General features: G+C 45.6%; 17 protein-coding genes. 2 read left to right on the forward strand and 15 right to left on the reverse strand.

What is annotated here, in order from left to right; all coding sequences use genetic code 11:
• Positions 1-222 precede the first annotated feature (222 nt).
• Complete coding sequence (locus M3M37_RS05195) at positions 223-426, forward strand: cold-shock protein (protein WP_252794665.1); 204 nt, start codon at positions 223-225, stop codon at positions 424-426.
• 113 nt (positions 427-539) lie between these two features.
• Here M3M37_RS05195 and M3M37_RS05200 read toward each other — a convergent pair whose 3' ends face one another.
• The 15 genes from M3M37_RS05200 to M3M37_RS05270 form a co-directional block, all read right to left on the reverse strand.
• Positions 540-1,073: a TetR/AcrR family transcriptional regulator gene (locus tag M3M37_RS05200; RefSeq protein ID WP_252794667.1), complete on the reverse strand. Its 534-nt coding sequence runs from the start codon at positions 1,071-1,073 to the stop codon at positions 540-542.
• A 31-nt stretch (positions 1,074-1,104) separates the two neighbouring features.
• The gene (locus M3M37_RS05205) at positions 1,105-1,866 is read right to left on the reverse strand and encodes a biotin--[acetyl-CoA-carboxylase] ligase (protein ID WP_252794668.1); all 762 of its coding nucleotides are present in this window, start codon (positions 1,864-1,866) and stop codon (positions 1,105-1,107) included.
• A gap of 8 nt (positions 1,867-1,874) precedes the next feature.
• Entirely contained in the window at positions 1,875-2,642 is a 768-nt protein-coding gene (gene fabI / locus M3M37_RS05210) for an enoyl-ACP reductase FabI (RefSeq protein WP_252794670.1), read from the reverse strand.
• 83 nt (positions 2,643-2,725) lie between these two features.
• Positions 2,726-3,496: a carboxyltransferase subunit alpha gene (gene accA / locus M3M37_RS05215; protein WP_252794671.1), complete on the reverse strand. Its 771-nt coding sequence runs from the start codon at positions 3,494-3,496 to the stop codon at positions 2,726-2,728.
• Positions 3,489-4,328: an acetyl-CoA carboxylase carboxyltransferase subunit beta gene (locus M3M37_RS05220; RefSeq protein WP_252794672.1), complete on the reverse strand. Its 840-nt coding sequence runs from the start codon at positions 4,326-4,328 to the stop codon at positions 3,489-3,491. Before M3M37_RS05220 ends, accA begins: the two co-directional genes overlap by 8 nt.
• On the reverse strand, positions 4,315-5,688 hold the full coding sequence (locus M3M37_RS05225; protein ID WP_252794674.1) for an acetyl-CoA carboxylase biotin carboxylase subunit: 1,374 nt from the start codon (positions 5,686-5,688) through the stop codon (positions 4,315-4,317). The genes M3M37_RS05220 and M3M37_RS05225 overlap by 14 nt, the downstream gene beginning before the upstream one ends.
• Positions 5,689-5,698: 10 nt before the next feature.
• Positions 5,699-6,112: a 3-hydroxyacyl-ACP dehydratase FabZ family protein gene (locus M3M37_RS05230; protein ID WP_252794675.1), complete on the reverse strand. Its 414-nt coding sequence runs from the start codon at positions 6,110-6,112 to the stop codon at positions 5,699-5,701.
• Position 6,113: 1 nt separating this feature from the next.
• Positions 6,114-6,539, reverse strand: coding sequence for an acetyl-CoA carboxylase biotin carboxyl carrier protein (locus tag M3M37_RS05235; RefSeq protein WP_252794677.1), 426 nt, complete (start codon positions 6,537-6,539; stop codon positions 6,114-6,116).
• Positions 6,539-7,753 carry a beta-ketoacyl-ACP synthase II gene (gene fabF, locus M3M37_RS05240; protein ID WP_252795926.1) on the reverse strand — a complete coding sequence of 405 codons (1,215 nt, stop codon included), beginning with the start codon at positions 7,751-7,753 and terminating at the stop codon, positions 6,539-6,541. Before fabF ends, M3M37_RS05235 begins: the two co-directional genes overlap by 1 nt.
• Positions 7,754-7,810: 57 nt before the next feature.
• A complete protein-coding gene (fabG, locus tag M3M37_RS05245; protein WP_252794678.1) occupies positions 7,811-8,545 on the reverse strand; it encodes a 3-oxoacyl-ACP reductase FabG in 735 nt (244 codons plus the stop codon).
• Entirely contained in the window at positions 8,542-9,462 is a 921-nt protein-coding gene (locus M3M37_RS05250) for an ACP S-malonyltransferase (RefSeq protein ID WP_252794680.1), read from the reverse strand. Before M3M37_RS05250 ends, fabG begins: the two co-directional genes overlap by 4 nt.
• 24 nt (positions 9,463-9,486) lie before the next feature.
• The gene (locus M3M37_RS05255) at positions 9,487-9,744 is read right to left on the reverse strand and encodes an acyl carrier protein (RefSeq protein WP_252794681.1); all 258 of its coding nucleotides are present in this window, start codon (positions 9,742-9,744) and stop codon (positions 9,487-9,489) included.
• A 30-nt stretch (positions 9,745-9,774) separates the two neighbouring features.
• Positions 9,775-10,752: a beta-ketoacyl-ACP synthase III gene (locus tag M3M37_RS05260; RefSeq protein ID WP_252794683.1), complete on the reverse strand. Its 978-nt coding sequence runs from the start codon at positions 10,750-10,752 to the stop codon at positions 9,775-9,777.
• Position 10,753: 1 nt separating this feature from the next.
• Positions 10,754-11,197: a 3-hydroxyacyl-ACP dehydratase FabZ gene (fabZ, locus tag M3M37_RS05265; protein WP_252766387.1), complete on the reverse strand. Its 444-nt coding sequence runs from the start codon at positions 11,195-11,197 to the stop codon at positions 10,754-10,756.
• 243 nt (positions 11,198-11,440) lie between these two features.
• The gene (locus M3M37_RS05270) at positions 11,441-11,611 is read right to left on the reverse strand and encodes a hypothetical protein (protein WP_252794685.1); all 171 of its coding nucleotides are present in this window, start codon (positions 11,609-11,611) and stop codon (positions 11,441-11,443) included.
• A gap of 197 nt (positions 11,612-11,808) precedes the next feature.
• On the opposite strand from M3M37_RS05270, the gene M3M37_RS05275 reads away from it, so the two are divergent.
• Entirely contained in the window at positions 11,809-12,822 is a 1,014-nt protein-coding gene (locus M3M37_RS05275; RefSeq protein WP_252794686.1) for a YczE/YyaS/YitT family protein, read from the forward strand.
• Positions 12,823-12,872 lie beyond the last annotated feature (50 nt).

Consider the following 12,872-nt stretch of genomic DNA (forward strand, 5'->3'; position numbering starts at 1 on the left):
TGTACGGTTTCCGGTAGCTACGGTAAAGCAGGGCGGTTTTGATTAAGAAAAGAAATCATCCATTAGTGTTGACTTTGTGATGAGCCGTGTTATACTAAGGTCAATGTTTGATAGGTTTCGAGTTTTTAAGGTTTCTTGTTTTATTTTATATGGAATGACTTCCTTATTAGATTCAAACTAAAGCAACATTAAATTTATATTTTTTTATGGAGGTTTCATATTATGAAGCAAGGTACTGTTAAATGGTTTAACGCTGACAAGGGTTACGGTTTTATTACAACTGAAGATGGTGACGTATTCGTTCACTTCTCAGCTATCAACAAAGATGGTTTCAAAACCCTTGATGAAGGCGAAAAGGTTACTTTAGACGTTGAAGATGGCGACCGTGGCCCACAAGCTGCTAACGTTACTCCCGTTGAAGACTAATTAGCCTTTACAAAAAGGATTCACAATCGTGAATCCTTTTTTTGTTGCCTCACATCACATAAAAAGCGATTGCTGGACTATGCGTCTGGCAATCGCTTTTTGTTTCTGATTTTTTATTTTAAGTGCATGTACTTGGACGCAAAAATCACGAGTTCTTCAACCGATTGTTGCATATCATTCTTAGTCCAGACCACAATCACTTCGGTTAATCCCCCGGAAATCATGGCTACCAAAAACTGGGAAGATTGCTCTCGAGTAATCAAAATTTGCTGATCCACCAGGGTTTTAATGTAAGTCGAGAGGGATTCCAACAGCAGATTGGTTAAATTATTTTGTACCAATGCTTCCATCATCAACTTATTTTCCTTAATTAACGTGAAAAAAGTTGTCGCAACGTCGTAAAAGGCTAAATACTTCTGGGTAGCCAGTCGTTGGATGAAATGATCATAAACCATCTCAAATTGACCCTTAATCACTTCTTCCTTGGTGTGGAAGTTCCGATAAAAGGTCATTCGCGATACGTTCGCCTGCTTGCAAATCGCCTTCACGGTGATGTCTGCGTAATTCTTTTCCAACATTAACTCAAATAGGCCTAAGATAATGCGCTGACGCGTCTGTTCCCGTTTCTGTTGCCGATTTAATTTCACCTGGATCCCTCTTCTCTTGCATTTTTCGTTGTTATTGCTGAACCGGACGAAGGTGGGTTGCCTCCTCTGGAGTAAGATGGTGTAACTGACCATTTTGATCAACCAACTCTAACCGCAGTTGCTGATCTAACCCTTGAAGTAATCCCCGTTTTAGCTGATTACCTAGCTGGACTTGAACTAGTTGCCCCCGCCACAACAAATGTTGATTGTAACAATCACGAACGCGTTGCAAGTTAGGATGGACACTAAAATTCACCACCTGCTTGTACAGAGCAGCAATCAACTGGTTTTTGGCCGCCATCGTCGTACTAAGGGCAGTGGCGTTTACGGTAGCTAATGAGTGGTGGGGGGCTAAATTCAAACCAATTCCAATCATAAAGCTTTCTGGTTGATTCTGGGCATCACTTTTCAGCTCAACCAAAATCCCCCCAACCTTGTGATTGTGTAAATAAAGATCATTAATCCATTTTAACGAAGTTGTCACCCGAAGTACGGTTTCTAGCACTTGATGGGTGGCAGCAGCCACGCCCATTGTCAATAATCCTGGTTGTTGCAAAAAAACGGGCCGGACGGGAATGACAATTGTCACATAAACCCCCGTGGCCGGCGCCGTAAATGAATGACCTCGTTGTCCGCGACCGGCTGTCATCCGGTCTGCTGCAATCAAATGAATTCCGGGTAATCTAAGCCGTTCCGCCACCGTCATAGTTGAATCCACTTCGGCAAACAGATGCAGATGTTGCATATCTAACCCGGTTTGAGCTAACAAATAACTTTGCTCTAAATTAATCATGAATGAACCTAAGTATTAAACAGGTGGACTCCTTTATCAACATAAATAACGTCCCCCGTAATTCCCGTTGCTAAGTCACTTAACAAGAAGGCCACGGCGTTCCCAATTTCTAACTTTGAAACACTCTTACCGTCGGTTGTGAGGGATTCTGATTCCTTCAAGAGGTCTCCGTGTCCTTTAACCCCCGTCACAGCCAACGTCCGCACAGCTCCAGCGGAAACGGCGTTAACCCGCACTCCAGCTTCACCAAGTTCCGTCGCCAGGTAACGAACTTCGGCTTCCAAGGAGGCCTTGGCAATTCCCATGATGTTGTAGTTTGGAATCGCGTAAGTAGAACCCATGTAAGTCATCGTAACGATGCTCCCTGGGTTGTTCAAAATTTTGCTAGCATAACGCGTCACAGAGATTAAGGAGTAAGCACTTACGTCTTGAGCAAGGTTAAACCCAGCTTCCTTCGTGTTAATCACTCCGTTTTGTAAAGTTTCTTTATCTGCGTATGCGATGGCGTGTAACACTCCATCAATGTTACCAAATTGAGCATGAATGTCTGTAAACGTTTTTTCAACGTTGTTGTCGTCAGCCACGTCACATTCAAACATCGGCGTATCTGGATCGACAAACCGGTCTAAACTCTTTTTCATCCGGTCATTTTGGTAGGTTAAGATTACTTGCCCACCTAATTCTGTAACAGCACGGGCACAGCCCCAGGCAATACTTTTCTTGTTTGCCACTCCCATGATGACAATTTTTTTACCTTCTAATAAATTAGCAGCCATGGTTCTTGGTCATCCTTTCAGTTTCTAATTTAAAAAACACAAAACTAACTAACGGAAATTAATCCATTAGTTAGCCAACTAAGTTAAAAGTTGCGATACCGTTCAAACCGTTTTTGTAACATCTCAGTTTGTGGCAGCGCACTTATCTCTTCTATTTTACCAAACAATTCACTTTTTAACTGCTTGATTTGGGAATCCGTCCGGACTTCTGGAATAATTCGATCAATAATTCCCTGTTGGAGCAAATCATCTGGAGTTAATTTCATCACTTCAGCTGCTTCACGTACCCGGCTGGCGTCTTTCCATAAAATCGTGGCGTAACCCTCTGGTGACAACACAGAATAGATGCTTTCTTCAAAGGCCCAAACGGTGTCTCCCACTGCTAATGCGAGTGCACCACCACTACCTCCTTCTCCCACGATAATGGAGATGTAGGGTACCTTCAGTTGCATTCCTTGAATAATCAACTGGGAAATCATGTAACCCTGACCGTGATACTCAGCTTCCACGTCAGGATAAGCCCCTGGAGTATTCACTAGTGTAACCACGGGCCGGTTAAATTTTTCCGCTTGCTTCATCAGTCGTAAGGCTTTGCGATATCCATCCGGTTCCGCAGATCCAAAGTGAACTTCCGCGGCATTCTTTTGGTCATCGGCCTTGCGAATTCCGACCATTGTCACGGGACGACCGTTCATCTGACCAATTCCGCCGTAAACGGCTGAATCATCACCATAAGCCCGATCACCGTGTAGTTCCAAAAAGTTATCGGTCAGACCTGCAATTAAGTCCTTAATGCTGATTTTATCCTCTGAACGAGCTTGCAGCACCCGATCAAAGGCCGTTGTTTTAGCCATTCCAACCACCGCCTTCGTGAATTGCTAGAATCTGACCAAGAGTGTTTAACATCTCACGTCGCGGAACAATGGCATCTAAAAAGCCGTGTTCTAACAACGTTTCAGCCCGTTGAAAGTCCTTCGGAGGCACCTGTTGAATCGTGCGTTCAATCACCCGGCGCCCGGCAAATCCAATCAAAGCGTGCGGTTCAGAAAGCAATAAATCGCCCTCCATTGCAAAGCTAGCGGTTACTCCCCCTGTCGTCGGATCACATAAATAGCTAATGTAAACCAAACCAGCTCGACTATGTTCGGCAACTGCTTCTGATACCTTGGCCATCTGCATCAGGGAATGAATTCCTTCCTGCATTCGAGCCCCACCAGAAGCGGTAAAAATAATAACTGGTAGTTGCTGCTCCGTTGCAAACTCAAATAAGCGCGCCAGTAATTCACCGGTCGTACTCCCGAGACTACCCATGATAAAACGCCAGTCCATGACCCCAATGGCCGCTCGATGACCGGCAATGGTTCCAGTTCCAGTTAAAACTCCTTCGTTTAAACCAGTGACCTTACGTGCTTGGGCCAACTTGGCTAGGTATTTCGGATCTTGAAATTGTTCGGGAGCCTGAAGTTCCTGATTTACTGGAGTAAAATCGTCACACAACAAAGCAACCCGTTCCTGAGCACCTAATCGAAAACCGTAGTAACAATTGGGACACTCTTTAAACCGGTCAAACCGCTTTTTATAAATCATGGTGCCGCAAATCGGACACTTCGTCCACACGTCTGGAATCTGATCCATTCGTTTTTGTAACTCAGCAGGACTCGGTTGTTTCGCGTTATTTTGGTCCATTTTGTTTCATCCAATCCTTCAAAAAGACGTTCTCAATATAGAGGTTATTGAAGTCACCCGTTTGAAAATGTTGATCTTGCAGCACTGCTAGCAAGAATTCTCGGTTGGTTTTGACCCCTTCAATTTCAAATTCACGCAGAACCCGAATCATCTTGGCAACGGCAGCCGGTTTCGTCGGCATGTGTACGATGATTTTTGCAATCATCGAATCGTAAAATGGCGAAATCAGACTTCCCACTTCAACTCCAGAATCAATCCGAACTCCTTTCGTTCCCACCGGAAAATGTAACTTCGTGATTTTTCCAGCACAGGGTTGAAAGTTTTGTGTAGGATCTTCGGCATTAATCCGACACTCTAGAGCATAGCCATGCACACCACAATCGGCTTGTCGAAACGGCAAATCATCACCGTTGGCTACCATAATCATGGCTTTGATTAATTCTACGTCTGCGACTTCTTCTGTAATCGTATGTTCAACTTGAAGCCGCGTGTTCATTTCCATGAAGTAAAAATGATGCTCAGGATCCATCAAGAATTCGAAAGTTCCCGTATTCTCGTAGTGAATCCCCCGCATGGCCCGAACCACGACTTCACCCATGTGAGCTCGTTCTGCTTCACTAAGTTCTGGACAAGGCGATTCTTCCAAAATCTTTTGGTGGTTACGTTGTAACGAGCAATCTCGCTCTGGAAAGTAAACGACGTGACCGTGTTGATCAGCAATTGCTTGCATCTCAATGTGTTTAGCGTCTGATAAATCTTTTTCTAAGTAGAGCCGGTCGTCTCCATAAGACAGCTGGCTTTCCCGCTTGGTATCGGTATAGGCTTGGACCAGTTCCGTCTGGTTATTAACCTGGCGAATTCCTTTCCCGCCCCCACCTGCGGCTGCTTTCAACATCACGGGATAGCCAATTTCTGCGGCAATTCGTTTAGCATCTGCTAAAGAATCTACGAAGCCATCGGAACCCGGAATCGTGGGAACATCCAGTTTTTTCATGGTTTCCTTGGCGTTCGCCTTGTTTCCCATTAAATTGATGACTTCCGCACTGGGACCAATGAACTTCACTCCATAGTCTTGACATAACTCAGCAAATTCGCTGTTTTCCGCTAGAAAACCGTAACCTGGGAAAATGGCATCTGAACCAGTTAAAACGGCAGCATCCAAAATGGCGCCCATGTTCAAATACGAGTCCTGGGGCAAACCACTCCCGATGCAAACGGCTTGATCTGCTATTTGAACGAATAGGCTATCACGGTCAGCTGTCGAATAGACGGCCACCGCCTGCAGATCCATTTCATGCAGAGCCCGAATGGTCTGGACCGCAATTTCGCCCCGATTAGCAATTAAAACCCTTTTTATCATCAACTTCACCCTACGCTTCAATGGCAAACATGAGATCAGCAGTCACAATGACTTCGCCGTCACGGATTACTTCACCGTGACCAACCCCGATGTTTCGTTTCAACTTGGTTAACTGGACCTTAAGTTGCAAGACGTCACCGGGACGCATTTCATCCTTAAACTCCGCCTGCTTAATCCCGCCAAAGAAGACGTTCTGTTTGTGATGTTCGGGCATGGATAAAATGGCTACTACTCCAGTTTGCGCTAGGGATTCCAAAATGATGGGATGCGGCAACGATAGTTGGTTTCCGTTTGAAAAATACCACTCGTTCATCGTGATGTTCTTTTGGGCTTGCGCACTTTCCCCCGGAGTAACCGCCACAATCTTATCAATCATTTCAAAGGGATACCGTTGGGGAATAAAGTCACTTACCTTATACTCCATGCTAGTCCTCCTCAATCTCAAACAATGGCTGTTCGTACTCAACCATTTCACCGTCTGAAAACAGCCGCTTTTTGATAATTCCACTCACAGGACTTTTCACTTCGTTAATTAATTTCATGGCTTCGATGGCACAAATGGTTTCCCCTTTTTTCACGTGGTCCCCAATTTCTTTATAAGCTGGTTTGTCTGGACTTGGAGCCATGTAAACCAGACCGACCATCGGCGCTTTCAATTGATACGGAGCGGCTGTTTGCGAACCAGTTTGCGCCATAGCTTCGGACGAAGTTTCATTATCAGCGTCCACTTGGGGAGCTGGCGTACTTTGTTTACTAAAGTAAACGTTCACTCCATCCCCATCGATTTTTAACTCTTGTAAGCTTGATTGATCAAATTTGGCTAATAACCTTTCAATATCAGCTTCATTCATTAATCTTCTTCCCACTTTCTCATTGCAATCACAGCGTTGTGACCCCCAAAACCAAAGGAGTTACTGATGGCCGTTTTAATGGGAGCCTGTTTGTTATCATCGTTAACTAACTGAATGTGGACTTCAGGATCTTGTTCGTACAGACCAACGTTGACGGGCATTTGACCCCGTTGTAAGGCTCCAACCAGAATGGCAGCCTCTAAACCACCAGCGGCTCCTAGTGAGTGCCCTACCATTCCCTTGATGGAACTTGTCTTTAAGTGATCGTTATCCTTAAACAATTTTTCAATGTCAGAAGCTTCAGCAACATCATTAGCATGCGTCGCCGTCCCGTGAGCATTTACATAATCGAGTTCTTCCGGAGCAATGCCACCTTCATTTAACGCTTGTTTCATCGCCATGATGGCCCCTTTTCCCTCTGGATCAGGAGCGGTTAAGTGGTAAGCATCACTGGTCGTTCCGTAACCAACGATTTCAGCTAAGATGTGGGCCCCGCGTTCTTTCGCGTGGTCATAGTCTTCTAAGACTAACGAAGCGGCCCCTTCACCCAGCACAAATCCGTTCCGGTTCACGTCAAATGGGAGGGAGGCTTTTTCTGGATCTTCTGAAGTCGATAAAGCCGTCAGAGCCGCAAATCCAGCAATTCCCATCATACTAACGGCGGCTTCCGTTCCTCCGGCAATCATAATCTTGGCCTTGCCATTCTTGATGTATTCAAAGGCATCCCCCACCGCGTTGGTTCCAGAAGCACAAGCTGTAACCACCGTTTGCGATGTGTTTTGGGCGTCAAAGTACATTGATACGTTTCCGGCCGCCATATTAGAAATCGCTTTGGGAACGAATAAAGGAGATACCCGGCGTGGTCCTTTTTCAAAGGCCTTTTGCAGTTGTTCTTCGATGGTTGAAATTCCACCGATTCCAGTTCCGTAAATGACCCCTAAATCTTCTGGTTGGTAGTTTTCGTTTAATACCAATCCCGCTTGGTCCATCGCTTCTTTAGCCGTATATAGGGCATATTGTGCGTAAGGATCTAGTCGCTTGTAGTCGCGTTTGCTGAGCCGTTTACCCGGATCAAAGTCTTTCACCTCAGCGGCCACTGAGATCCCGGTTTCACTAGCATCAAACTTGGTAATGGGACCAATCCCATTTTTAGAATCCAAAATGTTATCGACAAATTCATCAGCTGTATTGCCGACTGGGGAAACAACTCCCATTCCTGTTACTACTACTCGATTACTCACAAGTTTCCTCCTTATAAGAAACTGCAGAACTTACATGGTTAATCCACCATCAACGGTAATTACTTGCCCCGTAATGTAGTCGTTATCGACCAAAAAGGCGACCGTTTTGGCAATGTTTTGCACGTCTCCAAACCGTTTTAACGGAATTTCATTTTCAAATTGTTTTACAATTTTATCACTTAACTTAGCGGTCATCGCGGTCTTAATCATCCCGGGAGCAACCGCATTACACCGAATCCCCCGCAACGATCCTTCGCGCGCCGTGGTTTTCGTTAAGCCCACAATTCCGGCTTTACTAGCAGAATAGTTTGCTTGGCCTAGATTACCATGGGTTCCGGCAATACTAGACATGTTTACAATCACACCAGAACGTTGTTTTTGCATGACCTTTAACGCAAATTTGGACATGTTAAACGTCCCAACCAGGTTGGTGTCTAACACGTCCTTAAATGAGGCTTCCGTCATCCGCGTCATTAACTTGTCCTGCGTTTGTCCGGCGTTATTAACTAACACATCCAGCCGCCCGTACTTATCCAGGACCGTTTGCACCATCCGGTCCGCGTCTTCTTCCTTGGCAACGTCTCCAGTTACAATTTCTACTGGAGTGGAAAATTCCGCTTGTAAAGCAGCTACTTCATCAGCACTAAGTTCCCGGTGGGAATTCAGAACTACCTGGCGGTTTTCCGTCGCTAATTCTTGGGCAGTTGCTAACCCAATTCCTTTGGTTCCACCCGTCACCAGCACTACCTGTTTCGTTGTCGTCATTTTGTGACCTCCGTCTGTAATTCAGCTTGTACCTTGGCTAACGTGGCTACGCTATCGACATGATAGGTCGCCAAATCAGGGACAATTTTCTTAGCAAACCGGGTCAACGTTTCGCCCGGTCCGATTTCAACCAACGTATCAACATCCGTCGTATGGTTGAGATACTCTAAATCTGCTTGAAAGTGAGTTGGTTGCACCAGTTGGTGCGTCAACGTGGTCTTTAATGTCGCTGTAGTAAACGGCTGTTCTGTCGTATTACTAATCACTGGTACCGTCCAGTCATGCACGGATACCGGCTTCAAGCGTTGTTGCAACTTAGCACTCGCTGATTTCATTAACGGGGTGTGGGAAGCAACCGCTACCGGCAGGGGCACCACTCGTTTAGCCCCAGCGGCCTTCAACTGTTCCGTGGCCGCAGCCACCCCTGCTTTAGTTCCGCCAATCACTGTCTGGAACGGGGTATTGTAATTAGCCGGATAAACGTCAGGGAGATCATTAACGACCTCCGTCACCGTTTGCGGATCAAGCTTTAAAACCGCCGCCATGGAGCCGGGTTGAGCAGCACCGGCTTCTGCCATGTACCGGGACCGATCATGGACTAGGGCTAGCGCATCTGGGTAAACCAGCGCGCCACTAGCAACTAAGGCACTATATTCACCTAAACTCAAACCAATCATGGCCTGAGGGGCTAAACCAGCGGCAGTAAGCACCTGACTAAGTCCGTAGCTCATGGCCAAAATGGCAACTTGCACGTTGTTCGGATCATTCAGTTGCTGGGCATCGGTCAAATCAATTCCGAGCGTCGTCTGGACCTGGTCAATGGCAGCTCGGTACAACGGTTCTGCTTCATAGAGGTCCATCCCCATGTCCGGAAACTGACTTCCCTGCCCACTAAATAAATAACCTATTTTTGTCATAGAGGCCTCAATCTAATCGTGCGTTTATTTAGCTTGGTTAACTTGTTGGTCAACGTAATCAACTAACTGACCAACTGTTTCAATTCCTTCGTCACCGTCAATTTCGATGTCGTATTCGTCTTCTAGGGCGTCCACGATTTCAAAGATGTCTAGGCTATCAAGGTCCAAACCATCTTTAAAGTTAGTTTCTAACGTAATGTCGTTAACATCGACGTCATCAGTTTGGTCTGCCACAATTTCTTTAATCTTAGCTAAAATTTGATCTTTACTAGTTTCACTCATTGGTTATTCTCCTCTTAATTAAATCTTAATCTAGTATCTAATAATAACAGTTCCGACCGTTAATCCGCCACCAAAACCAGTCAAGGCAATGTAGTCACCCCGCTGAATCTGGTGCTGATTAATCAGTTCTGCCAATAAAATCGGTTCACTGGCGGCCGCAGTATTTCCATATTCAGTAATGTTAATCGGAAAGCGCTGGTCTGGCAAATCGAGTTTTTTTGCAACCCGTTTGACAATCCGTGCGTTCGCCTGGTGCATCACAAAGTACTTAATGTCCGACAAGTCCAAGCCGGCCTGTTCCGTGGCCCGCCGAATGGAAGCCGGCGCCTGACGGGTCGCAAAGTTATACACCACGTGCCCATCCATTTGAAAAAAACGGTGCCGTGCATCCAAATTACCGTTGCCAAAAGGAGTCTTTTCCACCATTTGACCGGCAGTCAGTGAGGAACCTAAGTCCCCGGCGGTCTTTAAATCAGCTCCCATCACTTGCGAAGCACTCCCGTCGTTTGTAACCAAAACCCCGGCTGCTCCGTCGCCAAACAGGACTGCGGTAGAACGATCATGCCAGTCAACTAGCTTGCTCAGCCGTTCACTCCCAATCACAATTCCCGTTCCACCCGGCAATTTAGCCAGCAACGAATTCATGACATCCGTGGCGTACACAAACCCGGAACAAGCCGCATTCACATCAAACGCTACTGCGTTAGTCGCTCCCAGCGCTCCTTGAACTTCGGCAGCTACTGCCGGGGTCAGGTGATCCGGTGACATGGTGGCCACGATGATATAGTCCAATCGATGGACATCCATTTGGGCTTGTTCCACTAACTGGCGAGCCACTTTGGTCGCTAACGAGGCGTTGGTTTCTGCCACCGCAATGTGACGACGTTCAATTCCCGTTCGTCGTTTAATCCACTCATCAGAGGTATCCATTATTTGTTCTAAGTCATGATTAGTAACCACCCGCTCTGGTACTGCCAGCGCCGCGGCCTTAATCGCGTAACTTGTCATGTTATTCTCTTTCTTGTTGATCCACGATAAACGTTAGCTTCGTTTCACACGCTTTTTCTTCGCCCACATAGGCCACACAGGAAACGGATCCCGTCCGGTTTCTCACCTTATCCATGGTTACCTTGAAGGTTAACACGTCACCTGGTTCCACCATCCGGCGGAATTTGGCGTTTTTAATGCTGCCGAGGTAAGCCGTTTTGTTTTCAAACTCAGGAGTACTTAAAATCAAAATCGATGCCACTTGTGCCATCGATTCAATAATTAAGACCCCTGGCATGACCGGGTTACCGGGGAAGTGTCCCTGAAAGTACTCCTCGTTAATCGTCACATTTTTGGTAGCAACGATTGATTCTCCCGGAGTCATTTCGTCGACCCGGTCAATAAACAGAATCGGGTACCGGTTTGGAATTAAATCCATAATTTCTTTTGCATTCATTACAGCCATAGTTATTACTCCTAATCATCAAAATATTGAGATTCGTCTGCTCAACCTATTCTCGGTAAAAGGCGAACGGGTTGCAATCAATTGGGGGCCATTTCCCCTGGTTAGAGATAGCAAAGCCCGGCTGCTAGGGCATTCCTGCTCTTCAAAATGCTGGTTACAGATTAAATGATTAGTAACAACAACCATTAACCTGCAACAGGCACCCAACTGAAAAAAGGACAAAGTCCTTAATCCTTTGTCCTACTAATATTTTAATTTGGCCTGTGCGAACAAGTTCAATTGTTGGGCACTTAGGTTAAACGTTTGGGGCCGACCCTTCTGGACCAGTCGATGTAGTTGCATCAATTGTTGCTCGCGTTTACGCCAGTTGCCTAAAGCAGCAAAGTCTTTTTGGGTTATTTTCATTAATTTCACGCGGGTTTCCCTCCTTGTTCAACCGTTTGCGTTGGGACAATTAATTTTGTCACTGGCTAAATTATAATATAAATGGTAAAAAGACGCACGATTCTACCCAGATTAGCGTTCAAATCAATTAACTTGGCAGGAACCAACCCATTTGCGTTATGATATAATTGGAATATCACATTTTTTGAAAGGATTTAACTGAGCCTATGAATAATGAAAATAACGATAGCGGTAGCACCACTACTGCTCCGCAACAAAATTTTTCTTTCTTTGGAAAAGTCATTAATATTTCCTTACGAACGTTAATGTCATTCGTCGGAATTGCCATTTTGTCCATGGGGGCGGCGTTATTAAAATCTTCCCCAATTCTGGGGCTTGATCCCTTCACCGCCGTCAATACCGGGATGGCAACCCTCTTGCATACTTCTCTAGGGATTTACCAATTGTGTGCGAACTTCGTCATCTTCATTTTCGTACTGCTTTTGGACCGGAAGAAAATCGGAATTGGGACGATTATGAACATGGTGTTAGTTGGATTTGAAATCCAATGGTTCTCTGCCATCTACCACCAAATCTTCCCCGGTCACGTTAACTTCTTGATTTTGGTTGCTGATTTAATTCTTGGTTTACTCTTCTTTACGGCCGGAAGTTCTTTGTACATGGCTCCATCCTTGGGAGTTGCTCCGTACGATGCGATTGCACCAATTGCTTCGGCCCGTTTGCACTGTAAATATAAGACCGCTCGGGTTATCCAAGATATTTGTTTCTTGGTTGCCGCCGTCTTAGTGCACGGTCCGGTTGGGTTTGCTTCCATTATCGTGGCCTTCTTCGCTGGTCCATTGATTTCCTTCTGGGATCGCAGTATCAGTACCCCAACGATGGATTACATTGACGAATTAAGTGGTCACCCATCCATCAAGAACTTGGCCAGTGGGGTTACGAAGGCAACTCGGTCTGGGTACCATTCCCTGTCAAAAGCCTACAACTCCACGTTGGACATGCAAATGCACCTGGCTGGTTACACCAACCGGGAGTTAATTAAGAAAATTCAAGAAACGGAACACAGCATGCAAGAATCCCAAAAAGCCTACAACGATTACCGTTCCCAATACCGGATGTTAATCGCTGAAATGGTAAAGCGGGACAAGCGTGGGGACTTAAAGAACTCACCAGTTAACACGACCAGCACCAAGAACAATCAAAACGCTGGTCAAAAATAAAATCGACTAACTAAAAACACCTTACTTTTCCGAAGTAAGGTGTTTTTTTA

This window comes from Fructilactobacillus carniphilus (genome assembly GCF_024029675.1).
Classification (GTDB): domain Bacteria; phylum Bacillota; class Bacilli; order Lactobacillales; family Lactobacillaceae; genus Fructilactobacillus; species Fructilactobacillus carniphilus.